This window comes from Aliiroseovarius sp. YM-037 (assembly GCF_048060095.1).
GTDB lineage: Bacteria > Pseudomonadota > Alphaproteobacteria > Rhodobacterales > Rhodobacteraceae > JBLUOA01.
In genome coordinates this window covers 669068-694925 of record NZ_JBLUOA010000001.1, presented here as the reverse complement: position 1 = coordinate 694925, position 25858 = coordinate 669068, and the positions used below count along the sequence as shown (strand labels likewise).

General features: G+C 59.5%; 21 protein-coding genes. 6 read left to right on the top strand and 15 right to left on the bottom strand.

The window, feature by feature from the left end:
- Window positions 1-3: 3 nt before the first annotated feature.
- The 9 genes from ACEWPJ_RS03310 to ACEWPJ_RS03270 all read right to left on the bottom strand — a co-directional run bounded on the left by ACEWPJ_RS03310 (window position 4) and on the right by ACEWPJ_RS03270 (window position 10428).
- The gene (locus tag ACEWPJ_RS03310) at window positions 4-1116 is read right to left on the bottom strand and encodes an ABC transporter ATP-binding protein (protein ID WP_416510867.1); all 1113 of its coding nucleotides are present in this window, start codon (window positions 1114-1116) and stop codon (window positions 4-6) included.
- A 128-nt stretch (window positions 1117-1244) separates the two neighbouring features.
- A complete protein-coding gene (locus ACEWPJ_RS03305; RefSeq protein WP_416512995.1) occupies window positions 1245-2372 on the bottom strand; it encodes an extracellular solute-binding protein in 1128 nt (375 codons plus the stop codon).
- A 302-nt stretch (window positions 2373-2674) separates the two neighbouring features.
- Entirely contained in the window at window positions 2675-3820 is a 1146-nt protein-coding gene (locus tag ACEWPJ_RS03300) for an iron-containing alcohol dehydrogenase (protein WP_416510865.1), read from the bottom strand.
- On the bottom strand, window positions 3817-5199 hold the full coding sequence (locus ACEWPJ_RS03295; protein ID WP_416510863.1) for an aldehyde dehydrogenase family protein: 1383 nt from the start codon (window positions 5197-5199) through the stop codon (window positions 3817-3819). The genes ACEWPJ_RS03300 and ACEWPJ_RS03295 overlap by 4 nt, the downstream gene beginning before the upstream one ends.
- 12 nt (window positions 5200-5211) lie before the next feature.
- On the bottom strand, window positions 5212-6573 hold the full coding sequence (locus tag ACEWPJ_RS03290; protein WP_416510861.1) for a glutamine synthetase family protein: 1362 nt from the start codon (window positions 6571-6573) through the stop codon (window positions 5212-5214).
- Between the two features lie 64 nt (window positions 6574-6637).
- Window positions 6638-7672, bottom strand: a complete 1035-nt coding sequence (gene dctP, locus ACEWPJ_RS03285; RefSeq protein ID WP_416510859.1) for a TRAP transporter substrate-binding protein DctP — start codon at window positions 7670-7672, stop codon at window positions 6638-6640.
- A 50-nt stretch (window positions 7673-7722) separates the two neighbouring features.
- Window positions 7723-9045 carry a TRAP transporter large permease gene (locus tag ACEWPJ_RS03280; protein WP_416510858.1) on the bottom strand — a complete coding sequence of 441 codons (1323 nt, stop codon included), beginning with the start codon at window positions 9043-9045 and terminating at the stop codon, window positions 7723-7725.
- A complete protein-coding gene (locus ACEWPJ_RS03275; RefSeq protein ID WP_416510856.1) occupies window positions 9045-9641 on the bottom strand; it encodes a TRAP transporter small permease subunit in 597 nt (198 codons plus the stop codon). The genes ACEWPJ_RS03280 and ACEWPJ_RS03275 overlap by 1 nt, the downstream gene beginning before the upstream one ends.
- Window positions 9634-10428 (bottom strand): N-formylglutamate amidohydrolase, encoded by a 795-nt coding sequence (locus ACEWPJ_RS03270; RefSeq protein WP_416510855.1) that lies wholly within the window; start codon window positions 10426-10428, stop codon window positions 9634-9636. Before ACEWPJ_RS03270 ends, ACEWPJ_RS03275 begins: the two co-directional genes overlap by 8 nt.
- Window positions 10429-10522: 94 nt before the next feature.
- Between ACEWPJ_RS03270 and ACEWPJ_RS03265 the strand changes: the two genes are divergently transcribed.
- The 4 genes from ACEWPJ_RS03265 (at window position 10523) to ACEWPJ_RS03250 (ending at window position 15048) form a co-directional block, all read left to right on the top strand.
- Window positions 10523-11395, top strand: a complete 873-nt coding sequence (locus ACEWPJ_RS03265; RefSeq protein ID WP_416510853.1) for a MurR/RpiR family transcriptional regulator — start codon at window positions 10523-10525, stop codon at window positions 11393-11395.
- A 516-nt stretch (window positions 11396-11911) separates the two neighbouring features.
- A complete protein-coding gene (locus tag ACEWPJ_RS03260; RefSeq protein WP_416510851.1) occupies window positions 11912-12913 on the top strand; it encodes an ABC transporter substrate-binding protein in 1002 nt (333 codons plus the stop codon).
- 96 nt (window positions 12914-13009) lie between these two features.
- A complete protein-coding gene (locus ACEWPJ_RS03255; protein WP_416512994.1) occupies window positions 13010-13786 on the top strand; it encodes an ATP-binding cassette domain-containing protein in 777 nt (258 codons plus the stop codon).
- Window positions 13783-15048, top strand: a complete 1266-nt coding sequence (locus ACEWPJ_RS03250; RefSeq protein ID WP_416510849.1) for an ABC transporter permease — start codon at window positions 13783-13785, stop codon at window positions 15046-15048. The genes ACEWPJ_RS03255 and ACEWPJ_RS03250 overlap by 4 nt, the downstream gene beginning before the upstream one ends.
- A 276-nt stretch (window positions 15049-15324) precedes the next feature.
- On the opposite strand, the gene ACEWPJ_RS03245 is transcribed toward ACEWPJ_RS03250, so the two are convergent.
- From ACEWPJ_RS03245 to xylF, 3 genes are all read right to left on the bottom strand, one after another.
- Complete coding sequence (locus tag ACEWPJ_RS03245) at window positions 15325-16074, bottom strand: ATP-binding cassette domain-containing protein (RefSeq protein WP_416510848.1); 750 nt, start codon at window positions 16072-16074, stop codon at window positions 15325-15327.
- Window positions 16074-17372 carry a sugar ABC transporter permease gene (locus ACEWPJ_RS03240; protein ID WP_416510846.1) on the bottom strand — a complete coding sequence of 433 codons (1299 nt, stop codon included), beginning with the start codon at window positions 17370-17372 and terminating at the stop codon, window positions 16074-16076. The genes ACEWPJ_RS03245 and ACEWPJ_RS03240 overlap by 1 nt, the downstream gene beginning before the upstream one ends.
- 84 nt (window positions 17373-17456) lie before the next feature.
- Window positions 17457-18485: a D-xylose ABC transporter substrate-binding protein gene (gene xylF / locus ACEWPJ_RS03235; protein WP_416510844.1), complete on the bottom strand. Its 1029-nt coding sequence runs from the start codon at window positions 18483-18485 to the stop codon at window positions 17457-17459.
- Window positions 18486-18689: 204 nt separating this feature from the next.
- On the opposite strand from xylF, the gene ACEWPJ_RS03230 reads away from it, so the two are divergent.
- Window positions 18690-19895: an ROK family transcriptional regulator gene (locus ACEWPJ_RS03230; RefSeq protein ID WP_416510842.1), complete on the top strand. Its 1206-nt coding sequence runs from the start codon at window positions 18690-18692 to the stop codon at window positions 19893-19895.
- Window positions 19885-21408, top strand: a complete 1524-nt coding sequence (locus tag ACEWPJ_RS03225; protein WP_416510841.1) for a CRTAC1 family protein — start codon at window positions 19885-19887, stop codon at window positions 21406-21408. The genes ACEWPJ_RS03230 and ACEWPJ_RS03225 overlap by 11 nt, the downstream gene beginning before the upstream one ends.
- On the opposite strand, the gene ACEWPJ_RS03220 is transcribed toward ACEWPJ_RS03225, so the two are convergent.
- Genes ACEWPJ_RS03220 through xylB form a run of 3 tightly spaced genes read right to left on the bottom strand, consistent with a single transcriptional unit; the run spans window position 21405 to window position 25456 of the window.
- Window positions 21405-22700, bottom strand: coding sequence for a cytochrome-c peroxidase (locus ACEWPJ_RS03220; RefSeq protein WP_416510840.1), 1296 nt, complete (start codon window positions 22698-22700; stop codon window positions 21405-21407). The genes ACEWPJ_RS03225 and ACEWPJ_RS03220 overlap by 4 nt on opposite strands.
- A gap of 3 nt (window positions 22701-22703) precedes the next feature.
- Window positions 22704-24008 carry a xylose isomerase gene (xylA, locus tag ACEWPJ_RS03215; protein ID WP_416510838.1) on the bottom strand — a complete coding sequence of 435 codons (1305 nt, stop codon included), beginning with the start codon at window positions 24006-24008 and terminating at the stop codon, window positions 22704-22706.
- Window positions 24005-25456, bottom strand: a complete 1452-nt coding sequence (xylB, locus tag ACEWPJ_RS03210) for a xylulokinase (RefSeq protein WP_416510837.1) — start codon at window positions 25454-25456, stop codon at window positions 24005-24007. The genes xylA and xylB overlap by 4 nt, the downstream gene beginning before the upstream one ends.
- Window positions 25457-25858: the final 402 nt, after the last annotated feature.

Below are 25858 nucleotides of genomic sequence, written 5' to 3'. Positions count from 1 at the left end.
CCCCTATTCCGTTGCCAGATCGCCGAAGGGCATCGCCACGGCGTTCTGTGCATCATATTCCAGCGTCAGTTTCGATCCGACCGAGGATCGTCTGGACTGGCCAAGGTTGGGGATGGAGACCTTGATCTGTTTGCCGCCGTCACCTTCCATGAAGATGTTGTAGACGTTGCCCTCAAATTCTTCGTTCAGGACATTGCCGGTGACGAAGTGGTCGCCCTCGGCACCGGCGTCGGCAATCGAAAGCGCTTCGGGCCGGATGAACAACATCGCGTTGTCGCCGACGTTCAGCTTGCCTTGCTGCGCTGTTGCGATGCGCGACAAGAGGTTGCCGGACCGGTTCGTTGCGATCATCGCCATGTCGCCGTTCACCGCGCTGACTGTGCCCCGGAACACGTTGTTTTCCCCGACGAAAGAGGCTGCGAATGGCGTCGCAGGATCGTTGTAGATCGTCTTGCCATCCGCGATCTGGTCGATCACCCCCGCCTTCATCACGGCGACGCTGTCGGACATCGTCAGCGCCTCTCCCTGATCGTGGGTGATGTAGATGAAGGTAATTCCAACACGCTTCTGGATTTCGCGAAGCTCCGTCCGCATGTGCTGGCGCAGTTTGAGGTCGAGCGCCGAAAGCGGCTCATCCAGCAGCAGCACGTCGGGTTCGGCACACAAGGCTCGCGCGATCGCGACGCGCTGTTTCTGCCCGCCTGACAGTTCCGACGGCAGCTTGTCCCCCTGCTCCGGCAGCGCGATCATATCCAACAGCTCATCCGCGCGTTTGCGGCGCTCGGCGGCACTGGCGCCCTTGATCTCCATCGAAAAGGTGATGTTTTCCCAAACCTTCATTAGCGGAAACAGCGCGAGATTCTGAAAAATCAGCGCGGTTGGGCGCTTGTTTGGGCCGATGCCCTTCATATTATTGCCGCCGATCAGGACATTGCCCTCGCTCGGCTCAAGAAACCCTGACACGGCGCGCAAGATCGTCGTCTTACCGCAGCCGGACGGCCCCAGGAACGAAAAGAAATCGCCGCCCTTGATGTTCACATTCGCGTCCTGGACGGCAACAAAATCGCCAAACCGTATCCACAGGTTTTCCAGATCGACCCCAACGCCTGCGCTCATTCCGTCTTCTCCCCGGCTTTATTTTGATGCGCTTTATTTTGTGCATGATCTGTCCCCGTCAGCCATGCACGTCGCAAATGTCCGACCCCGTTCTCAGGGGTCGGATCGCTGTTTCAAAAAACGCGCTATCAGGCGCTCTTGAACTTGTTGACGAACTCAGTTCGCGTCGCCGCATACCACGGTGCCTCAGCCGGCCACGGGTTGAGGTTGGCGAGAGAGTCGCCCGGATACGCTTCGGCAAAGTTGGTCTTGTAGACATCGCCAGAGAACGTATCGGCCCCGAGCACAGGCGAGTTATAGCCGTGGCTGTCAATCGCAACGCCAGCCGGTTCCGCCTGATACGCGAATTCGATGAACGCATAGATCTGATCGATATTCGCGGCACCAACGGGCATCGATATACCGTCAACCCAGGCCATCGACCCTTCGACCGGGGCTTGGTAGGTCACAGGTTCGCCTTGTGCTTTCAGCGCAAGCGGCGGACCGTCCCATGTCTGGCCGACGATCACACCGTCGTTCAGCAGGCCGTTCTTCTGCGTATCGGCATCGTTCCAAAGCAGTTTGATGCGATCCTTGCGGGCGATACACCAGTCGGTGATCTGGCCCCACACTTCGCGCATCTTCTCTTCGCTTTCATACGCCGCCCAGACGGAGCCCGGGTCCATCTCGCCCGACGCTTCCATGTAAAGGCCCGCGCCCAGCATCATGGAGTGCGGACGCCCCATCGTCTTGCCAGCATTTTCTTCGGACCAGACGTCGCCATAGCTTGGCGCGTCCCCGGCTGGTGCCCATTGGTCCACGCGCCAACCGATGCCTTCGGTGCCCCAGATATGCGGCAGCCAGTGCGATCCCTTGTTGTCGAAGTTCCAAGCATCCGTGCCGATACGCGACATTGCCGGGTTCACCTTGTCGATTGGCACTTTCGCCATATCGAACGGTTGCAGCAGTTCAAGCGGCCCCCACTGAAGCGAACGGTTGTTGGTGGGCGACACGATGTCGAAACCCTGACCGTTATTCGCCTTCATCTTGTTGATGATTTCTTCGTTGGAGCCGATACCGGTATAATTCACCGTGATCCCAGACGCGGCCTCAAAGTCCGAGATGAACTTTTCCGGCAGGTAGTCGGACCACATCAGAATGTTGATCTCACCCGATGAGGCAAGCGCGTTTTGCACCAGCGCCGGTGTGGCAAGCGCCGCCGCCCCCGTCACCGCGCCGCTTTTCAGCAGAGCACGGCGGGACAGGCCGCCTTTCATCCCGTTTTGTTTCTTTGTCATTTATAGTTCTCCCTTGGTTGGCTTCAGTCTCCTCCCGATCACAGATGTGCCGGGTCGTTCTTATCTTTGTCGGACAGGCGCAACGCCGACCTCCCCGTCGGCCTGAGTCGCAAGCGCCCGCCTATCAGGAACCGGAGAAGTGTAACCCCCTCAGCCCCCGACCTCAGAATCTTTTTTTTCCGCCAATTCAAATTCATGCGGTCCGTTCGCGCATATAGCCAAATTGAAAAGGCCATATGACAGTTTGCCAATTAGCGGCTTTCGACTGCTTCGGCCCCACATCAAATACAGGCCTCATACAGTGCTTTGACGTTGTCTTTGGTCAACGTCACCGGGTTGCCGCCGCAACTGGGGTCTTCCAGCGCCATGTCGGCCAACTCCTCGATCCTGTCCGATCCCGCGCCCAGTTCCGACAGCTTGCGTGGGATGCCGAGCGCATCGTTGAAGCTTTGAACGAAGGCGCAGAATCCGTCGAAACCGCCGTCGATACCCAGATAAGCCGCGGCATGATCGAACCGATCCCGGATGGCGTCCGCGTTAAAGGCCAGCACCGCGGGCATACAAACCGCGTTCGTTGTCCCGTGGTGGGTGTTGTAAATCGCGCCGATCGGGTGGCTCATCGCGTGGATCGCACCTAGACCCTTTTGGAACGCAGTCGCGCCCATTGCCGCCGCGCTCATCATCTGGGCGCGGGCTTCGATATCGGTTCCGTCGTCATAGGCGCGGGGCAGATAGTCCTTCACCAACCGCATCCCTTCCAGCGCGATCCCTTGGCTCATCGGGTGGAAATGCGGGCTGCTATAGGCTTCGACACAATGGGCGAAGGCATCGAGGCCCGTGCCCGCCGTGATGAATTTCGGCATCCCGACGGTCAGCGCCGGATCGCAGATCACCACGGTCGGCAGCACTTTCGGATGAAAGATAATCTTTTTCACATGCGTTTCAGAATTGGTGATGACCGAGGCACGCCCAACCTCTGACCCTGTTCCGGCCGTCGTTGGCACGGCGACGATGGGCGCGATGGCGTCGGCATCCGCGCGGGTCCACCAATCACCGACATCCTCGAAATCCCAAACCGGGCGGGTCTGGCCCGCCATGAACGCAACCATCTTGCCAAGGTCGAGGCCGGAGCCTCCGCCGAACGCGATCACCCCGTCATGCCGTCCCTGATTGAAGGCCACGACGCCCGCGCCGAGGTTGCGTTCGTTCGGGTTTGGGTCAACATCGGCAAACAGCGCGCGGCCCAATCCCGCACCTTCCAACACGTCCAGCGCCTGCTGGGTGATCGGCAGGTTGGCAAGCCCCTTGTCGGTTACCAGCAGCGGTTTCTTGATCCCGGCCTGTGCGCACGCCTCGGCCAGTTCCTTGATCCGGCCCGCGCCAAATTTGATTGCCGTGGGATATGACCAGTTTCCAACGAGTGTCATTTCGTAACCTTCTTTAGATGATAGGATTTGGGGCGCGTCAGATTGTGATACCCGATTGTGCTAAGCGCGCCGCCGCGCCCGGTGTTCTTGCACCCTGTCCAGCACAGCGCAGGGTCCAGATAATCTGCGCGATTCATGAAAACCGTGCCGGTTTCGAGGATTGAACCGAGCATCTCTGCCCGCTCGACATCCTGCGTCCAGATTGACGCGGTCAGGCCAAATTCGCTGTCATTCATCAACTCCAGCGCTTCGGAATCGTCCGCGACCTTCATGATCCCGACAACGGGGCCAAAGCTCTCGTCCCGCATGACGCGCATGTTGTGGTTCACGTTCGTCAGGATTTGCGGGGTCAGGTAGGCGCCGCCATCATCTTCGGCGAAGGTTGGAATATGCGCCTTCGCGCCCATCGCGACCGCCTCGGCAATCTGGGCGCGGACCTCTTCGGCGAACCGCATATTCGCCATCGGCCCGAGCGTTGTTTCCGGGTCCAGCGGGTTGCCGAGCTTGTAGCCTTTCACAACCTCAACTGCCTTTTCGACGAAGGCATCATAGACGCATTCATGCACGTAAATCCGTTCAATCCCACAACAACATTGGCCCGAATTGAACATCGCGCCGTCGATCAGCGTGTCGACGGCGGCGTCAATGTCCGCATCCTCACAGACATAGCCGGGGTCTTTGCCGCCAAGCTCCAGCCCGACGCCTGTGAAGGTGCCCGCCGCGGCTTGTTCCATCGCTTTGCCGCCACCGACGGAACCAGTGAAATTCACGAAGTCAAAGTTGTTGTCGGCGATCAGGGCGGATGTAGTGCTGTGATCCAGAAAGATGTTTTGGAACACGAGCTCCGGCACGCCAGCCTCAATAAACGCGGCAACCATGCGTTCACCGACCAGCAGGGTTTGTGTTGCGTGTTTCAGGATCACCGAATTCCCGGCGATCAGCGCCGGGGCGACGGTGTTGATCGCGGTCATGTAGGGGTAATTCCACGGCGCAACGACCAACACGACGCCATGCGGTTCGCGTTTGATGACGCGGCGGAACTGGTCGCTGTCTTCCAGAACGGTGTCGGCCAGCGCGCCTCTCGCAATCTCTGCCATATAACTCGCGCGTTCGTTGACGCCGCCGAACTCTCCGCCATAGCGCACCGGTCGGCCCATCATATGCGCAAGTTCCGGCACGATTTCGTCGTTCAACTCTCCCAGACGGCGGACGCCATCCATCACCAGCCGGATACGGTCTTCTAGCGGGGTCAGCCGCCAGCCTGCGTTGGCCGCGAGCGCCTGCGCCACGTTGAATTTGGCGTATTTGAATTCTTCCGTTTCGCGTTCGGCGTAAACCGAACCGTCGATCGGAGAGATACATTTAAGTGTCGTGGTCATCGTCAATTCCCGTCAGGCACGCTCAAACCCGCGCGCTATTTCGTAGTCGGTGACAACGCGGGCGAAGTCTTCCAGTTCAACCTCGGCAGCGCGGGTGTAGTGGTCGACTACATCTTCCCCCAGCGCTGCACGCAGCATCTTCGACCCGTGAAGCGCATCACGCGCGTCGCGCAGGTTCGTGGGGATGCCGCCGTCGTTCTTTTCGTAGGCGTCACCCTTCAGGGGTGGTGCGAGTTTCAGCTTGTCCTCAACGCCTTTCAGGCCCGCCGCAATCTGCGCTGCCATCGCAAGGTAGGGGTTCAGATCCGATCCACCGATCCGGCATTCGACGCGAACTGCTTTCGTCCCGTCGCCGCACAAGCGGAACCCGGCGGTGCGGTTGTCGACCGACCAAACGCTGCCCGTCGGCGCGAAGGAACCAACCTGAAAACGTTTGTAGCTGTTGACGTAGGGGGCGAGGAAATAAGTCATGTCAGGCGCGTATTTGATCAGGCCAGCCATGTAGTGACGCATCAGGTCGGACATGCCGAGATCGTCCGATTTGTCATAAAACGCGGGCGTTTTCCCCTTCCACAGCGATTGATGCACATGCGAGGAGCTGCCGACGCGATCATGATGCCACTTAGGCATGAACGTCGCCGCATGGCCCTTCTGCCACGCGATTTCCTTCACGGCGTGTTTTGCGATCGTGTGATGATCGGCACAGTCGAGCGCTTCGCCGTAGCGGATGTTCAGCTCCTCCTGCCCCGCTTCGGCCTCACCCTTGGTATTTTCAACCGGGATACCCGCCGCGCATAGATGATTGCGGATCGGGCGCATCACGTGTTCTTCCTTCGTCGTCTGAAGGATATGATAATCTTCGTTGTAGCCGCTGATCGGGGCGAGGTCGCGGAAGCCCTCCTTGCGGATCTCATCAAAGCTCTTCTCGAACAGAAAGAACTCCAGCTCCGTCGCCATCATCGGGGTCAGGCCCATCGCCGTTAGCCGCGCGATTTGCTTTTTCAGCACCGCGCGGGGCGAATGCGGCACGTCTTCGTGCGTATGGTGGTCAAGCACGTCACACAGCACCATCGCGGTGCCTTCCAGCCACGGAACCGGACGCAGCGTCGACAGGTCGGGCTTCATCACGTAATCCCCATAGCCCTGCCGCCAGCTGGTCGAGGCGTAGCCGTCGGGCGTCGCCATCTCAAGATCGGTCGCCAGCAGGTAGTTGCAGCAATGGGTTTCCTCCCATGCGCTGTCCACGAAGTGTTGGGCGACGAAACGCTTTCCCATCAGGCGGCCCTGCATATCGACGAGACAGGCCAGAACGGTATCAATCTCGCCGTTCTTGGTTTTCATTTTGAGGTCATCAAAGGTCAGATTGCCGGGCATGGGGATGTCCTGAACAGAATGTTGTATGGAAGCCCCGGCGGACCGACCGCCGGGGCTGTTTTCATTAACCGTAGCGGTAGGGCCGTCCGGCCTTCACCATGTCGGCATTGTATTGCTTGAAGATTTCAACGACCTTCGCCTTGGTTTCGGATTCTGCCGCGATTTCATCCCAGAACTTGACGGCAGCGTCTTCGACAGTCTGCCATTCATCGTCCGGGATTGTCGTCAGCTCCATCTTGTCGCCGTTAACGCGCAGGCTGGCTTCGCCGCCCCAATACCACCACTGGCGGTAATAGTGGCTTTGATCCATGCACACCTTCAGCAGTTCCTGCAGATGTTCCGGCAGTTCGTTCCAGCGATCCATATTGGCGAAGAACGACCCGGCCCAAGCGCCCGAGATGTTGTTGGTCAGGAAGTAGTTGGTCACATCGGCCCAGCCGACGGTGTAATCCTCAGTAATGCCGGACCACGCGATCCCGTCGAGTTCGCCGGTTTGCACGGCAACCTCGATATCCTCCCACGGCAGGGTCACGGGAACCACGCCGAACTGCGCAAGGAACCGACCCGCTGTCGGGAAGGTGAAAACCCGCTTTCCTTCGAGATCGGCAAGGCTGTTGATGGGGTCTTTCGTCGCGAAATGGCAGGGATCCCATGCGCCGGCGCTGATGTGCTTGACGCCGACCGCGGAATACTCCGCGTCCCAAATCTCGTTCAGGCCATATTGGTTGAACAGCACCGGCACGTCGAGCGAGTAGCGCGAGGCGAACGGGAAATACCCGCCGAACACGGTGACATCGGTTGGCGACGCCATGGAGTCATCGTCCGACTGCACCGCGTCGATCGTGCCGCGCTGCATGGCGCGGAACAACTCTCCGGTCGGGACAAGCTGATCCGCGAAGAACAGCTCGATCTGCATCTCGTCGCCAGCGATCTTGTTAAAGCTGTCGATGGCGGGCTTGATGACATGCTCTGCCAGCGCGGGGCCTGCATATGTTTGCAGACGCCACGTGATCGTGCTCTGCGCAATGGCCGGGGCGGCAAGGCTTGCGCCCACGGCGCCTACGCCGGCTGAGGTTAAAAACTTACGTCTTGTTGTCATTCTCTCTCTCCTATCGGTTTCAGTTTGCCCCGCGGTTCGGGGTCTTCGGGTTATTTTCCGTAAACGTAATTCGGTAGCCAAAGTGCGATGTCGGGGAAGATCATCACCAGCGACAGGGCAAGCACCATCACCAGCGCGAAGGGAATGATCGACCGGTAGATGTCGCGGATGCCGATCTCTGGCGGCGCCATCGCGCGCATCAGGAACAGGTTATAGCCAAAGGGCGGCGTCATATAGGCGATCTGCGTGGTGATCGTGTAAAGCACGCCATACCAGATCAGATCAAAGCCCATCGCCCCGACCAGTGGCACATAAAGCGGCGCGACAATGACCAGCATCGCGGTGTCGTCCAGAAACGTACCCATCACGATGAACGAAAGCTGCATCAGGATCAGAATGGTCCAAGGCGACAGGCCAAGCTGGTCAGTGAACAGGTTTTCAATCGCCTTGACCGCCCCAAGCCCGTCAAACACCGCGCCAAAGCCAAGCGCAGCGAGGATGATCCACATGAACATGCAGGATATTGCGAGCGTTTGGCGGACGGAAGTTTCAAAGACATCCCTCGTCATCCGCCCCTTGACCACCGCCGCCATGAACGCTGTCATCGCCCCGATGGCAGAGCTTTCGACAAGCGATGTATAGCCCTTCACGAAGGGCACCATCATCGTGCCGAAAATCACCAGCGGCAGAATGCCCGCCCGCAACAGCCGCAGTTTTTCGGACATCGGCACGTTGCGTTCATCCTCCGGCAAGACCGGGCCAAGGTCAGGCTGCACCTTGCAGCGCACATAGATGTAGAGGATGAACAGCGCCGCCATCATCAGACCCGGCAGGACACCGGCAAGCCACAACTGCCCAACCGGCTGCCGGGCGATCATCGCGTAAAGCACCAGCACGACCGAGGGCGGCACGAGGATGCCAAGGCTCGACCCCGCCTGAATGACCCCCGTCACCATGATCTTGTCGTAACCACGCCGCAGCAGTTCCGGCAGCGCAATCGTCGCACCGATCGCCATGCCCGCGACCGAAAGCCCGTTCATCGCGGAAATCAGCACCATCAGGCCGATTGTCCCGATGGCAAGCCCGCCCCGGACCGGCCCCATCCAGACGTGGAACATCCGGTAAAGATCGTCCGCAATGCGGCTTTCGCTAAGGACGTAACCCATGAAGATGAACATCGGCAGGGTCAGCAGCGGATACCACTTCATCAGCTTCATCGCGGCGGTAAAGGGGATTTCGACGCCCCCGACCCAGCCCAGCAGCAGCGCCGCTGCGGCGCCGACAAAACCGATGGCCCCAAACACGCGCTGCCCGGTCAGAAGCATCAGCATCATGGTCGAGAACATGAGAATTGCGATCATCTCGTGCGACATCAGATCTCCTCACCCCGGATACGGGCGATGTCTTTCACCAGTTCCACAAGCGCTTGCAGGATCATCAGGATCAGACCGATGCAGATCACCGCCTTGATCGGCCACAGGTAAGGACGCCACGCGGTCGGGCTGCGTTCCAGACGGCCCAAAACCTCCTCCGCGCCGGTCATGCCGCCGGTGACGAAACCAACGAACAGGTCTTTGAAGAAGGCGAACGGCTCTGTCCCATAATGGCCGAGCGAATAGGCGGTTGAACTGACCCCGCCGATGAACATTGTGACGAGGAAGAACATCAGGAACAGTACGGTAAAGGCGTCAAACCACGCCTTTTGCCGATCCGACCAGCCGCCGTAGAACAAATCCATCCGCACGTTCGACCCGAGTTGGATCGAATACGGCCCGCCGATGATGTAGTAGGCGACCATTGTGAACTGCGCCATTTCCAGCGTCCAAAGCGATGGGACAAAGACGGCTTTTGAGATTGAGGACCACAGCAATATCCCGATCAGGACAAAGATTAGATACATTGCGATCCGTCCGACAAAGCGGTTGAAGCCTTCAACGATCCGGACAAAGACGCGTAGCGGTCTAGGCATGATGCACCCTCCCGCTTTGGGTCAGCCCGATGTCGCTAAGGGCTGGCACAAGCATCGCGAGGATCTCCTGCGCGATGTCTGCGGTCCCTTCCGGCGTGCTCAGCAAGTCGTTCCGCGCCTCGATCATGACATTGGGCAAGGTGTTCGCCAGCCCGTAAATCCGAAGCGAATGGGTGACGCCATCCTCTGGCCCGTAGGGAGTGTTGCGCCGCACATCGCGGGGCGCAACGGTGCCCGCCCGCGCCAGCATTGCGTCTGCAAGCGTTCGGTCATCATCATGCAGAATGCCGATTTCAACGGCGCGGGGTTTGCCGAAATAGACCGGCGTGAAACTGTGGATCGTAACGACAGCCGTCGGGCGCCCGGCGGTTTTTCTGGCTGACAGAACCTGCTGAACCGCATCGCAGAACGGCTCGTAAACACTGGCGATCCGATTGACGCGATCTGCTGGCGACATGCCTAGATTGCCCGGAATGTTGGTGGCTTCCGACGTTTCCGGCATTGCGCTAGAGGCGTCGGGCGGGCGGTTGCAGTCGTAAACCAGCCGCGACACGCACCCGCAGACCAGCGGCGCATCCAGCGCTTCGGACAGCATGATCGACAGCTCCCGCGCGCCGGGATCCCATGCGATGTGGCTGGCCCGCGCGTCCTCGTCCAGGCCAAGCCCGTCGAGTTCCGCAGGAATCGCGTTCGACGCATGTTCACAGATCAGCACGACAGGCCCGGCCCCGTTTGGGTTCACAAGCTCTGCCACGTCGCCAAAATCTGACCTGATCTTGTCAGCCAATTTCCACCCCCTCTGACAAGAAGAAATATTTTCTATCTTTTTCGCGTCTGTCAATATATTTTCAGTCGCAGAGACCGAAACGCAGGATGCGCCCGTGCCAACTCCGACCCAGACAGTTCGTGACCTGATCCGCGACCATTATGACACGCTGACACAGACCGAACGAAAGCTGGCGAACGCATTGCTTGAAAATTACCCGGCGGCCGGGCTGGCCTCGATCACGATCGTCGCGGAAAACTCCGGCGTATCGACACCAACGGTCGCGCGGATGGTGCAAAAGCTCGGCTTCAAGGGATTTCCGCAGTTTCACCAAACCTTGCGAGAGGAGTTGGAGGCGAAGATCTCCGGCCCCGTCCAAAAACGCGAGGTCTGGGCCGCCGAAGCGCCGGAATCCCACATGCTGAACCGGTTTGCGGATGCGGTGATGCAGAATATCCGGCAATCGCTGTCACATGTGGATACCGACAAGTTCGACCGCGCGGTTGAACGATTGGCCGATAAGGACACCCACCTGTTCGTGGTCGGCGGGCGGGTCACCCGCGCGCTGGCCGAATACGCATCCACCCACCTTCAGGCCGTGCGCCCGCATGTGACGCACATGACGTCCTCTGCGGCGACGTGGCCGCATTACGTGCTTGATATGACCGAAGGCGACGTGCTGCTGATGTTCGATATCCGGCGATATGAAAACAACCTCCAACGCCTTGCGGAACTTGCGGTGGAGCGCGGCGTGCAGGTGATCCTGATCACTGATCCGTGGACCTCCCCGGTCGCGAAGATCGCCGATCCGGTGTTCAATTGCTGGGGCGAAATCCCCTCGGCGTGGGACAGCAACATCTCAACCCTAATGCTGCTCGAAGCGCTGATCGCAGCGGTGCAGGAGAAATCCTGGCCCGACACTAAAGAACGTTTTGAGAAGCTGGACGAGATTTTCGATGTCACCCGGCTTTATCGGAAGTTTAGCTGACGGTGCAGGCACCAAGGTGCGCGAAACGGTCGGAGCTTCGTGAATATCCGCCGAAAATGAGACTTCAGCGCTGCCAGATATGTGCGATCCGCCAGACTTTTTCCAATTTGTCAATAAGTGCTATTGCTGATTTTTACATTTATCCATCAACCACTTAAACCAATTCTATTACACTGGAACACCAACACCTAAACCCCTCCACAAGCCCTCCCCAAACTGGCGATACGACTACAGCGAATCTGGCAATATGTTCGGGCTTCAAAATGATAACAATTGACGGACGCTGATACGTGTAGTTACGTCGTTCAGCGGGGGCGATTTTTTCGATGACTTGGGAATTCGAGATCGCCGACCACGACGGCCGAGGGGAGGCTTCGGGCCAACACAGTGTCGGATACGGATCATCTGATCTGCGACACATCTACCCGACATCAAGATCGGGAACATATCAAAGGCGGGTTGGCCGCCACACGAAAAATCAAAGCCACATGAGTGTGCAATACCAGGGAGACTACTATGAAAATCAAATCGAAACTGATGGGTGCCGTCGCCGGCGTCGCAATGCTGACGGGTGCACAGGCGGCGTTTGCTGCTGACGAGATCACCGTCGCCTATTTCCTCGAATGGCCGATGCCGTTCCAATACGCCAAGGTGAACGGTCTTTACGACGAGGCGCTTGGTGTGAAGGTCAACTGGGTTGCCTTCGAAACCGGCACCGCGATGAGCGCGGCGATGGCTTCCGGTGATGTTGATATTTCGGTCAGCCAAGGCGTTCCGCCCTTCGTGGTTGCTGCTTCGGCCGGGCAGGACATTCAGGTCGTTGACGTCGCTGTGTCCTATTCCGACAACGACAACTGCGTCGTGGCGTCCAGCCTTGAGATCGACAAGGACACCGCGGGCGAACTTGCGGGCAAGAAGGTTGCCGTGCCGCTCGGCACCGCTGCTCACTACGGCTTCCTCAGCCAGATGAACCACTTTGGCGTCGATCTGGCCTCGCTTGAGGTTGTGGACATGGCCCCTGCTGAAAGCGCCGCTGCGCTGGCACAAGGTTCCATCGACATGGCCTGTGGTTGGGGCGGTGCGCTGCGCCGTATGCTGGAAAACGGCAACGTGCTTCTGACCGGTGCCGAGAAGGAAGAGCTGGGCATTCTCGTCTTCGATGTAACCTCCGCACCGGCCAGCTTCGTTTCGGAAGAAGCCGAATTGCTCGCCAAGTTCCTTGCTGTAACCGCCGACATGAACGCGCAGTGGAACGCCGGCGAAAACACGGAGGAAATGCTGGCAGCGATCGCGCAAGACGCTGGTATGGATCTGGAATCGACACGGGCGACCATTGATACGTTCGTCTTCCCAAGCGTCGAAGACCAGTTGAGCGATAAGTGGCTCGGCGGCGGCAGCCAGACGTTCATGAAGGGCGTCGCAGACGTCTTTGTTGAAGCTGGCTCAATCGACTCCGCGCTGGAGTCTTATGAGCCGACGGTCAACACCGGGCCGCTACAGGCGGCATCCTCAATGTAAACGCTTAGGGCGGCGCACAACGCGCCGCCCTTTTTCTTTCGCTCAGGGATAGCAAGGGAACGTGGTGTGACCGACCTTCAAATAGATAATATCTCCATGCGGTTCGATCTGCCGAATGGAACCTCCATTCAGGCGCTGAAAGACGTATCGCTCGACATCAATACAGGGGAGTTGATGTCCGTGCTTGGTCCGTCGGGCTGTGGCAAAACTACGCTATTGAATATCATCGCAGGCTTTCTTGCCCCGACCGAGGGGCAGATTGTCCTCAACGGTCACAAGGTGACCGGCCCCGACGCTGAACGCGGCATGGTGTTTCAGCAAGGCGCATTGTTCGAATGGATGAGCGTCAAGGAAAACGTCGAATTCGGCCCGCGTATGAAGGGCCAATCGAAGGCAGAGCGCAACCAAACGGTCGATCATCTTCTGGAAATCGTCGGCCTTCAGGAATTCCACGAAAAAGCGGTTTACGAATTGTCCGGCGGGATGCAGCAGCGCGTCGCGCTTGCGCGGTGCCTTGCCAACGATCCGGACGTGATCCTGATGGACGAACCGCTTGGCGCGCTCGACGCGCTGACGCGGGAAAAGATGCAGGGTCTCGTGCTCAAGCTCTGGAAGGAGACCGGCAAGACGATCATCCTCATCACCCACTCCGTGGAAGAGGCGATTCTGTTGGGCGAACGACTGCTTGTCCTCGCGCCACGACCGGGACGGATTCACAAGGAATACCGCCTGCCCTACGCTGAAATGGGGGTAAATGCCGACCTTCGCGAAGTGAAAAAGGCGGATGGCTACACCGAAACCCGCGAGGAAATCCTGTCGATGATCTGGGAGATGGAAGAAGAAATCATGGGCCGGACGGAGGGCGCAGCATGAGCATCCTGATAATATATGTTGCGATTTTCGTCGGCGCATTCCTCATCGTCCGCACCATCACCAACATGATGACGGCGAAGTCCGATTTCACCAGCCTGAAGACAGTGACCTTTGGCGATGAAAGCGCAGTCAGGCCGAACCGCATCGCTTCTGTGATCTCGGTCGTTGCGATTTTCATGATCTGGGGCGCCTTCACCGGCTCCAAACTCACACCGATCCATGCGCCGGGTCCATATGTCGGCGACGCGACTTTTACCTACACTGCGACCAACGCGGCAGGCGAAGCCGATGACGCGACAGTGACGGTCGTTGTGCGCAAATCCGACGACAGCGCGGAAGAACCTGAGGTTGATCCCGGCGATGGGTTCGCGCTGAACGATGTGGCCACTGTTGACGCTTGGCGCAGCGGGCTGATCCAAACCAAGGGCAACGATGAAGGCAGCGGCGAAGATGGCTTTGCCATTACCGCGATCAACGGCACACCGATTGAACCCGGTGGTGAAGTCGCGATCGACTCCGGCCGTGTTAGCCTGACCGGCAAGGGCACGATCAACTTTGAACCATCCAAGGGCTGGCAGATGGAGCCTATCTGGCTTCCCGCTCCTGAAGCGGTCTGGTCGCGACTGGTCGAAATCTCCAGCTCTGGCTACCAGAACTTTACGCTGCTCGAACACCTGGGGTCGTCGCTGATGCGCGTCATCGCGGGCTTTGTGGCGGGGTCGCTTGTCGGTATCCCGCTGGGTTACGCGATGGGCCTGTCGGGCTGGTTTCGCGGCTGGTTCGATCCAATCGTCGAGTTTATGCGCCCGGTTCCACCCCTTGCGCTGATCCCGCTGGTCATCATCTGGTTCGGCATCTGGGAAACCGGGAAAATCGTCCTGCTCTTCCTCGCGGCGCTTTGGATCATGACGATTGCGGCGCGGGCCGGGGTGTCTGGTGTCAACATAACCAAGATCCACGCGGCCTATTCGCTTGGCGCGTCAAAGCGGCAGATCATGCGACACGTCATCCTGCCGAACTCCCTGCCGGAAATCTTTACCGGCGCGCGGGTTGCGATGGGGGTTTGTTGGGGCACAGTTGTTGCGGCCGAACTTGTCGCCGCGCAAAAGGGTGCGGGCATGATGATCATCGCCGCGTCGAAGTTCCAGCTTACCGATATCGTCATTATGGGGATCATCCTGATTGGCATTATCGGCTACGGCATCGACATCCTGATGCGGAAAGCGGAAGACTACCTCGTGCCCTGGAAAGGCCGCAGCTGAGGTCAGTATAAGAGGTTTCCCGACCCAATTCTGGTCGGGAAATCAAAAACTTACGTGTTTCCACAAAGAAAATTCACAAAAATCGAAAAAACTTTGGAACCGAATTACGCCGGGCACGTTGGGAATCAGAAGCGACGGATGAGTCACCCTCCTCCCTGTCCCCTCGGCTCACTCACGGGTGACTCCGACTGTCTGCTTTAACCCGTCCATCCCGCGGGTATATAACTCCCCCGCCCATCGTGGCGGGGGTTTTTCTTTGTGGGTGATCCGGTCCGACTAGGCCGCTTCGCTGGGGTTCTTCCCAAGGATGATCATGCTGAGCAGATCGTCATCCGTGACGTCGTCGATATTGACCGTTCCGACAAGCTGACCGTTCTTCATGACGCTTGCCCGGTCGCACAGATTCATCACCTGATGCACGTCATGGTCGATCAGGAAGATACCGATGCCTTCGGCCTTTAGCTGTTCGATCAGTTCCGCCACCATCTGCGTCTCATGCGGGCCAAGGGCCGCTGTCGGTTCGTCCATAATCAGGATGCGCGCGTTGAAGTAGACGGCCCGCGCAATGGCGACCGACTGACGCTGCCCGCCTGACAAGGCGCTGACCGGGTCGGAGAACTTTTTAAAGTTCGGGTTCAACCGCCCCATGATCTTGCGCGTTTCAGCTTCCATAGCAGAGTCATCGACAAGGCCGGTCGCTGTCACAAGCTCCCGCCCCAGAAACAGGTTCGACGCGGCATCGAGGTTATCCGCCAGCGCGAGCGTCTGGTAGATCGTTTCGATGTTATAGCGCCGGGCGTCGCGGGGGTTGCGGATGTCAGCCTTCTGGCCTTCGATATAAATCTCTCCGCTATCGGCCTGATAGGCACCGGACAGCATCTTGATGAGAGTCGATTTGCCGGCTCCGTTATGGCCCAGCAGCCCGACAACTTCGCCCGGATGCAGATCGACAGAGACATGATCGACCGCGTGGACACCGCCAAAGGCGATGCACATATCGCGCATTTCTACGAGAGGTGTGGACATTACTTCGCCCCCGTTTTTCTGCGGTAGATGATGTCGATCAGGACAGCAGCGACCAGCACCGTGCCGACCACGATGTTCTGGAACGGCGCATCCACACCGACCATCGCCATGCCGGATTGCAGCGATTGCATGATAAGCGCGCCAAGGATCGCACCATGGATGGTGCCAAGGCCGCCGGACAGCGCTGTGCCGCCGATGACCGCAGCCGCGATGACGCGCAGTTCGTCGAGCGTGCCAATATCATTCGTGTGGTTCGCAAGCCGCGCCGAAGCGATCACCGCCGACAGCGCACACAGTGCACCCATCATGGCGAACACCTTGACGGTCAGAAGGCGGGTGTTGATGCCTGAAAGCTCTGCCGCGTCGGGGTTGCCGCCGGTCGCGAAGATGTAACGCCCCAGCCGCGTGCGGCGGGCAAGGATCGTCATTGCAATCGCAAGGCCAATCAGGATCAGAACCGAAATCGGCAGTCCGTAGCCTTGGGTGAACCCTTCGGGCATGACCTCTCCGTTCGCTTCGAACATGCGGCGCAGGCGGGCGGCGGGCACGTTGTAGCTGTTCAGCGTCCAGATGAACCCTAGGATCAGCACGGCAGCGATCCCGGCGAGCAAGCCCTCGGCCCACATCGGTTTGACCGGAAAGCCGTGCCGCGCCTTGTTGCGGCGGGCGTTGAATATCCCGGCGACAGCAAGAACCACGGCGACGATGCCGATGATCCAGCTCATCCCTGTTCCGAGGGTGCCGTTGATGCCGCCGAATTTCATGAAGGTTCCGTCAAGCGGGCCGATCGTCTGGCCGCTCGTCATATACCAGGCAACGTTACGCCAGACGAGCAAGCCGCCCAACGTCACTATAAACGCGGGGATCATCAGATATCCGACCAGCCAGCCGTGGAACGCCCCGATCACCGTGCCGGTAATGAGGCCGACAAGGATCGTAATGGCCCATGTCGCCGGGTGGTTCAGGCCAAGGCCCAGCATGTCAGGCAAGATTTGCGTCTGGGTCATTGCCATGACGGCGGAACAGGTGGCCAGCAGCGATCCGACGCTCAGGTCGATATGGCGGGTGACGATCACAAAGACCATGCCCGTTGCCATGATCGCCACGCTAACCGTCTGGATCGTCAGGTTGAAAATGTTGCGCGGCGTCAGGAAACGCCCTTCGGTTATCAGGTCGAACCCGACGCAAAGAACGATAAACGCCCCGATCATGCCCAGAAGCCGCGTGTCCAGTTCAAGTAGCTGAAAGATGTTGCGGCGGGATTGGGCGGAGACGGGCACTGAGTTTGTGTCGGTCATTCCGATATCCTAGCGTTGTGGAGTGGCCTTTTGGCGTCCGCCCCGGACGTGCTCCGGGGCGGCGCAGTCATTTGTTACCTAGGCTTAGTTACAAGGCGCCGGGCCACCGGAAACACCTTGGCAAAGCGCGTCTTGCTCAATCCAGCCGGCGTCAACAACGGTCGACAGGTTGTCTTGCGTGATTGGCTGCGGGGCGAGGAACTTTGCCGACAGCGTTGTACCACCGGGCGAGGTCCATTCAGACGCACCCTCAATATCGCTCATCGCGGTGCCACCGGCGAGGGCGACAGCGATTTCGCCAGCTGCACGACCCAAATCGCGGGCATCCTTCCAGACACTGACGGTCTGCGTGCCGCTTGCGACGCGGTTCAGCGCAGCGTGGTCGCCATCCTGACCGGACACTGGAATACCTTCCATGCCCTGCGCGGTCAGAGCGGCAACAACACCTCCAGCCGTGCCGTCATTCGACGCTACAACAGCATCAACATTGTTGTCCTGCGCGGTCAGGATTTGTTCCATGTTCCGCTGCGCATTGGCCGGAAGCCACTGGTCGGTGTATGCCTCAGCAACAATAGTGATGTCGCCTGCATCAATCGCGGCTTGCAGCACTTCCTGCTGGCCTTCGCGAAGGAAATCGGCGTTAGGATCAGTGGGTGAACCTTTGATCATCACGTAGTTGCCGGAGGGCTGCGCCTCAAGCACGGCGCGGGCCTGCATCCGACCGACTTCGATATTGTCGAAGGTCAGATAAAATGCGCGGGGGTCTTCGATCAGACGGTCATAGCCGACGACCGGAATACCCTCATCCGCTGCCGCTTGAACTGCGGGGCCAATCGCCTCGGAATCCTGCGCGAGAATGATCAGGGCGTCGACGCCCTGCGCAATCAGCGATTCAATGTCCGAAAGCTGCTTTGACGAAGACGATTGCGCGTCTGCAGAGACATAAGCCGCTCCGGCTTCGTCCAGCGCCGCTTTGATTGCCGCTTCGTCGGTTTTCCAACGTTCTTCCTGAAAGTTCGACCAGCTTACGCCGACCGTCAGATCTTGGGCCATCGCCGCCGTCGAAACAGCCATACCCAGCACAGCCGTAGCTGCTACTACAAATTTTCTCATGTTTTCCTCCCATGGGTCACAGGCACATCGTCCGGGTTCGCCCCGGAATCAATGAACATCTTCGACCATACGCCTTTAAATTCGGAAGTCAAATTAAATAATGCGAAGGCTTGGCTGCCTGACCCTACTCGCCATAACTTGTCCAAATTCTAGGTTTGATTTGAGTCGCGAATTAATGTTAGCGTCCAGCTTAGGGAGAATTTCATGTTAAGCGATCAGAGGACACAGGGACGCCACCTGATCTTGTCGACCATCCGCAGGCAGGGTCGGATCGCGCGTATCGATCTGGCCAAGCAGACGAATATCAGTCAGGCGACCGTTACGGCGATCACAGCGGAAATGCTGCGCGACGGGCTGATCGAAGAAGTCACACCGGAGAACTCCAACAAGGACAGCCGCCGGGGTCGCCCCCGCGTCGATCTAAAGCTGCGCGGCGCGGCGCATCTGGTTGCGGGGCTGAAAATCGCGAACCGCTCAATCTCGGTCGCGCTGATGGATTTTGAAGGTGCGCTTGTCGCCGAATCCGACACCAAACTGGAGCGGGTCAAGCTAAGCGCCGGCGACTTCGCTGCGGTTGTGCGACAAGCGCTGACCGATGCGACCGCGACCATTGGGCTGACGATGTCAGACCTGTCCGGCGTCGGGATAGGAATTGCTGGCTTCATCGACGCGATCCGTGGGTTTGTTCACTGGTCCCCGTCCCTAACGGACCGCAACATCGACCTGCGAGATGTCCTCGCGCAAAAGCTCGGCGTGCCGGTGTTTATCGATAACGACGCAAACCTTGTCGCGATGGCCGAGCAATACTTCGGACGCGGCCAGGACGTGGCCAATTTCCTTGTCGTCACCATCGAAAGCGGCGTTGGCCTTGGTATCGTCGTCGGGGGTGAAATCTATCGCGGCACACGCGGGTGCGGGGCGGAACTGGGGCACACCAAGGTCCAGCTTGACGGCGCTCTGTGTCGCTGCGGGCAGCGGGGTTGTCTGGAAGCCTACGTCGCCGACTACGCGTTGTTGCGAGAGGCTGCAGTCGGTGGCGGGCTTAACCCGGACGAAGGGCCGGACCAGCAGGTTCAATCCGTTCTTCAGGCCGCCCGCGATGGCGACACGCTCGCCCAAAGTATCGTCGCCCGTGCGGGACGGATGTTCGCAATGGGCCTCGCCAATCTGGTCAACATCTTCGACCCACAGCTTATCATTCTATCGGGCGAGCGGATGCAGTCTGACCATCTATATGCCGAGGAGGTAATCGACAGCATCCGACGCTCCATCGTGCAGATCGACATGCCCCCGCCAGAGATCGTGATCCACAAATGGGGCGATCTGATGTGGGCCAAGGGCGCGGCGGCCTATGCGCTTGACGGCGTCGCGACGGCAGCCCTGCGCGGGATGGGTGAGAATGCGGCCTAGCCGATTAGCGGCGTGGCTCGGCTGCGTCATGACTCTTGGCGGGGTGGCCTTTGCAGAGCCCAGGTTTGATCCCGTAGCTGTCCCCGAACACATCTATTCCGGCGGGTGGGAGTATTTCGTCGGCGGTGGTATTGCCGCATTCGACTGCGACGGGGACTCCTTGCCGGAACTATTCGCGGCGGGGGGTGAAATCCCTGCCGTTTTGTTGCGCAATCAATCCGAAACGGGCGGAACAGTCGCATTTGCCGCAAACACACCCGATGCACTCGTCCTGACCGGAGTCATCGGCGCCTACCCCCTTGATATCGACAACGACGGCCTGCTCGACCTCGCCATCCTAAGGGTTGGGCCGAACCTGCTGATGAAGGGCGGCACCGACTGTTCCTTCGCCCCCTTCCCAAACCTTGCCCTACCGACGGATGACGACTGGACAACCGCCTTTTCCGCGACGTGGGAGGCGGGCCAGACCCTGCCCACCCTCGCCTTCGGGAACTATGTGGATCGCGCAAACCCCGATGGCCCGTTCGAAGCCTGCGACGATAGCCTGCTGTTTCGCCCCAACGGGGCCAACTACCCTGCCCCGATCACCCTGAAACCCGGTTTTTGCACCTTGTCCATGCTGTTCAGCGATTGGGGTCGCCAAGGCCGCGCCGACCTGCGTGTGTCGAATGATCGGCACTACTACGTCAGCGGCGGACAAGAACAAATGTGGGCCATGGAGCAAACCCCGCGCCTTTACGACGAAAACGACGGCTGGCAGTCCTACCGCCTTTGGGGCATGGGCATCGCCAGTCGCGACATCAGCGGCGATGGCCTGCCAGAGGTTTATCTGACCTCGATGGGCGATCAGCACCTTCAGATGCTCGACGGTGACGACGGGCCGCGCTACCGCGTTGCCACCTATGATCGCGGCACCACGGCGCATCGCCCCTATACCGGGGGCGACGGGCGGCCCTCGACCGGGTGGCATGTCGCGTTTGGGGACGTGCAGAACGACGGGCGCGACGATATCTTCATAGCGAAGGGGAATGTCGAACAAATGCCCGGTCTTGCAATGAAAGACCCGAACAGCTTGCTGGTGCAAAACGCCGATGGCACGTTCTCCGAAGCGGGCGGCCTTGCGGGGCTGGCCAGTATGCACCGTGGCCGCGGCGCGGCGTTGGTTGATCTCAACGCCGATGGGTTGCTGGACCTTGCTGTCGTGAACCGCCGCGCCCCATTGGAGGTGTATCAGAACATGACCGACGGCGCCGGGCATTGGCTGTCCGTCGCGCTGTCGCAACCCGCGCCCAACAGAAATGCGGTCGGCGCGTGGATCGAGCTGCGGACCGACGACCGCATCATCGCACGCGAGGTCACGGTTGGCGGAGGCCATGCGGGCGGGACAGCGGTGCCTGAACATTTCGGGGTGGGCGATGCAGGAGCCGTTGATCTACGGATCATCTGGCCTGATGGAAGCATCGGGGATTGGGAAACCGTTGTTTCAAATCAGGCGATCACCATCAACCACTAAGGCACGGGCAGCCCGCTTGGCACAGCATCTGGCACACCCAACCGACCTTGCAACGCCCCCTCATCAGTAAGCGCCGCGAGAAACGCCAACAGTGCGTCAACCTCCGCATCGGTCAGCGCGACGGAGTCGAGCGTATTCGCCGCCGCAATCGCCTCCATATCCGTCGGGTCATCGAGTATCCGCCAATCCTCTGCTCCCGGGAGCGTCGACAAGATCGCCTGCGCTGGATCATAGCTTTGCAGCGATGCAATCGGGTCCAGGTGGTGCCGCACGACCGCCTCAAGCGTCGCGTAAGCGCCGCTGTGTCCATAGGGTGCGGTTTCAGTCACATTGCGCAGGGATGGCGTGCGAAAGGCGTAAGCGTCAGCGGGATCGCCGGTGACGCGCATCCTACCCTGATCGCGGGCGTGGCTTTCAAACCGAGCCGCCTTGCCGGGCCCGATCTGCGGCATGGCGATTGCGTGGAACTGATGGTCGGTTTGAAACTGCCCCGCGTGGCAGGAACTGCACCCTGCGCGGCCATAGAACAACTCAAGTCCAACCGCAGCCTGTTCCGGCAGATCCTCACCGTCGCGCAGGAAGCGGTCAAACGGGCTGTCATCCGCGCGCCACTCAAATGCGATGAACGCCGCGAGGGCGTCGGAGATATCGGTGAAATGGATCGACTGCCCTGCCCCGATTACCGGATCAAACATCTGCCGGTATGCCGGGATAGCCTCAACCCGAGCGGCGAGGATGTCCCACGCGCCGCCTTCGCTTGACAGAAACCCCTGCCGCACCGCTTGCGCCACGTCGTTTTCGGAGTAGTGCCCGGCCATCTCGTCCGGCGACAGCACAGGAAACATGCTTTGCGCGGACAGGACGGATGCGAAGCCCGCCGCCATGTCCTCGCCCAGCGGGGTGCGGATGCCGGTCGGCAGCCTCGCGTCGGCCTCCAGCCGGCCGTCATGGAACATCACGTCGAATTCAGGCGCGCCGAGGTTCCACAGGGCGGTCGCGTTTCGCGGCACGCGCTGTTCCGGGGTGTTCTCAGGATCAACCACACGCTCCGGACCAAGCCCGACTGCACCGTCGCCAAGGCCAAGGCTGACCCCGTCCGACGTGCCGAACCGCGGATGATGACAGGTGGCGCAAGCGACCTCTCGGCTTCCGCTTAGGATCGGGTCATAGAACAGCAATTGGCCCAATTCGACCTGCGCCATGTCGAGCGGTGCAAACACCGCGTCGGCCTTCGGCAGCGGTTCGGCAAAAGCGGGCGTTGCCGCCATGCAGAAGGCCAGCCAGCGCCACATGGGTCAGACGAACCGGTTGATGTAGTTTTCCAGTATCTCCTGACGGCCTGAACGCGGCTCCGGGTTGATATCCTGATCCAGAACCCGCTTCGTGATGCTGCCAAGGTCACTTTCCAGCATCGCTTTCGCCTCTGCCGTCTGCCAACCCGCGTAGCGTTCGTTCAGCTCGTCCTCCAACCCGCCGTCTTCCATCATCGCGGCCGCAGCCTTCAGCCCGCGGGCGCAGACGTCCATCCCGCCAACATGCGCTGCAATCAGATCCTCTGCGTCCAGCGATTGACGCCGCAACTTCGCATCGAAATTGGTGCCGCCTTGCGTAAAGCCACCCGCCTTCAGGATGTGATAATAGGCCAGTGCCACCTCGGGCACGTTGTTGGGAAACTGGTCGGTGTCCCAGCCGGATTGATAATCGTTGCGATTCATGTCAATCGACCCCAGCACGCCCAGCGCAGCGGCGGTCGCGATTTCATGTTCAAAACTATGCCCGGCGAGGATCGCGTGGCCTTGTTCGAGGTTCAGCTTCACCTCTTTTTCCAGCCCGTATTTCTGCAGGAAACCATAACACGTCGCCGCGTCGTAATCGTATTGGTGCTTTGACGGCTCCTGCGGTTTGGGTTCGACAAGGATTTGTCCCTTGAACCCGATCTTGTGCTTGTATTCCACCACCATCGACAGGAACCGGCCCATGTGATCCAGTTCGGTCTTCATGTCCGTGTTGATGAGTGTTTCATAGCCTTCGCGCCCGCCCCAGAGCACGTAGTTCTCGCCACCCAGCTTCTGCGTCGCGTCCATGCAGGATTTGACCGTCGCCGCCGCAAAGGCGAACACGTCCGGGTCCGGGTTCGTTGATGCGCCCGACATCCAACGGCGGTGACTGAACATGTTGGCGGTGCCCCACAGCAGGCGCGTGCCGGTGTCTTCCATCTTGCCTGCGAAATAGTCGGTGATTTCGTTCAACCGATCGGTATTTTCGCGGTAGTCCGCGCCCTCTGGCCGCACATCGGCGTCGTGAAAGCAATAGAACGGCTGGCCAAGGATGCGAAACATCTCAAACGCGGCGTCAGCTTTGATCTTGGCGCGGCCCATGTCGTCTTGCGGATGCCACGGGCGTAGGAAGGTCTGCCCGCCAAAGGGATCGCCCCCTTCCCACGCGAAGGAATGCCAATAGGCGACCGCGAAGCGCAGGTGATCCTCAAGCCGTTTGCCCATGACCGTCTCGTCCGGGTTGTAGTGGTGAAACGCCAGCGGATTGGTGCTGCCCGGGCCTTCGTATTTGATCGTGTCGATGCCGTTGAAAAAATCGGTCATTGGATCGCCTTTATTGCTGGATAGGCCGCGCGGAACTGCCGCCACGCCGCGTCATATGCGGGGCGCAGATCGTCGCGCGGATGGATCGTTTCGGCCACGTCGGGCCGGGTCATGACGGTATCGGGATCGGCCCCGGTCGCGCCGCAGATTGCCAGCCGCGCCGCGCCGAGCGCAGCGCCAAATTCGCCTTGTGCCGGCAGGTCGATGGGCAGGCCAAGCACAGTCGCGCAAAGCTCAACCCAATAGCGCGATTGCGAGCCGCCGCCGATTGCCAGAACGCGGGTCAGGTTGGCGCCGGTGGACTTCAGCGCCTCAAGGCTGTCACGCAGGGCGAAAGCCACACCTTCCATCACCGCTTGGGTCAGGTCGGCTGGTCCGGCGCTAATGTCGATGTTCAAAAGGGCACCGCGAATGGCGCTGTCGTTATGGGGCGTCCTTTCCCCCGACAGATACGGCAGAAAGCGAAGCGTGCCGGGGCCCGAGATATTGTCACCAAGCGCCGCTGACAGGTCCGCCGGGCTTTGGTTCAGGTTGCGCGCAAGCCAGTTCAGGCTGTCTGTGGCGGCGAGGATAACTCCCATCTGATACCAGCGGTTCGGGATCGCGTGGCAAAACGTGTGAACGGCCGAGGATGGCATCGGCGCAAAGGAATCCCGTGCGGCAAGCAACACGCCCGATGTGCCGAGCGACACGAAGCCGTCGCCCTCGCGCAGCGCACCGACACCGCAGGCCGCTGCCGCGTTGTCCCCGCCGCCGCCAACCACGATGACGCCGTCAGGCAACCCCCATCGGTCAGCCAATTCGGGGCGCAGCGTGCCTGCACGTTCACTCCCCTCAACCAACTCCGGCATCTGATCGCGCTGCATCCCGCTTGCCGCCAGCAACTTGTCCGACCAATCCCGCGCGCCGACATCCAGCCACGTCGTCCCCGCGCTGTCCGACATCTCGGACACATAAGCACCGGTCAGCCAGTGGGTCAGGTAGTCCTTGGGCAGCAGGACTTTCGCAACGTTGGCGAAAACCTCCGGTTCGTTCTTGGCGACCCACATCAACTTGGGCGCGGTAAAGCCGGGGAAGACAATATTGCCGGAAATGTCTCGCACGCAGTCTGATGCATCGAGCCTGGCCGCTTCGGCATGGCTGCGTGTGTCGTTCCACAAGATGCAGGGTCGCAGCACCGCGCCGCCCTGATCGAGCAGCGTCGCGCCGTGCATGTGACCGGAAATGCCGACACCCCGCAGCGCTTGCATTTCGGTGCCATGTTTGGCGACCAGCGCAGCGACGACCTTATCGCAGGCAGTTTCCCAGTCGGCGGGGTTCTGTTCGGACCAGCCGGGCTTCGGGTGCGAAACGTCATAGGTTTCCTCCGCCGAACCGATGACAGACCCGCCTTCGCCCACCAGCAGTGCACGCAGTCCGGACGTCCCTAGATCGAGACCAAGAAACATGACACCTCCCTTGCAATTCGCCGATTGTCGGGATTTTTAATTCGAGTGTCAAATTAAAAAAGAAGCAGCACAATCCGATACGCCTGATGCCGCGTTTCCGCGCAAATACTGCGGCGAAACGAAAAGACCATGCAGGGTATGTATTACCTTACCATCGGGTTGACCCTGCGTCATTTTCCTTGATTTAGCCGCCGCGCTGTTCTGTTATGTAAACATTGTTTCACGACGATGCGTTTTTTTGCATTGATTATTAACGACCGCGCTAATTTGTTTTTTTGTATTTCGGATGGGGTTTTTTACCCATCCAAATTTGTAATCGGTAAGGTTTCTTAACTCGTTTCTTTCTGCGCGGCCCCTTTCGGAGCGACAGAAGAATGATGTGCTGCAATTACGCATGCGATC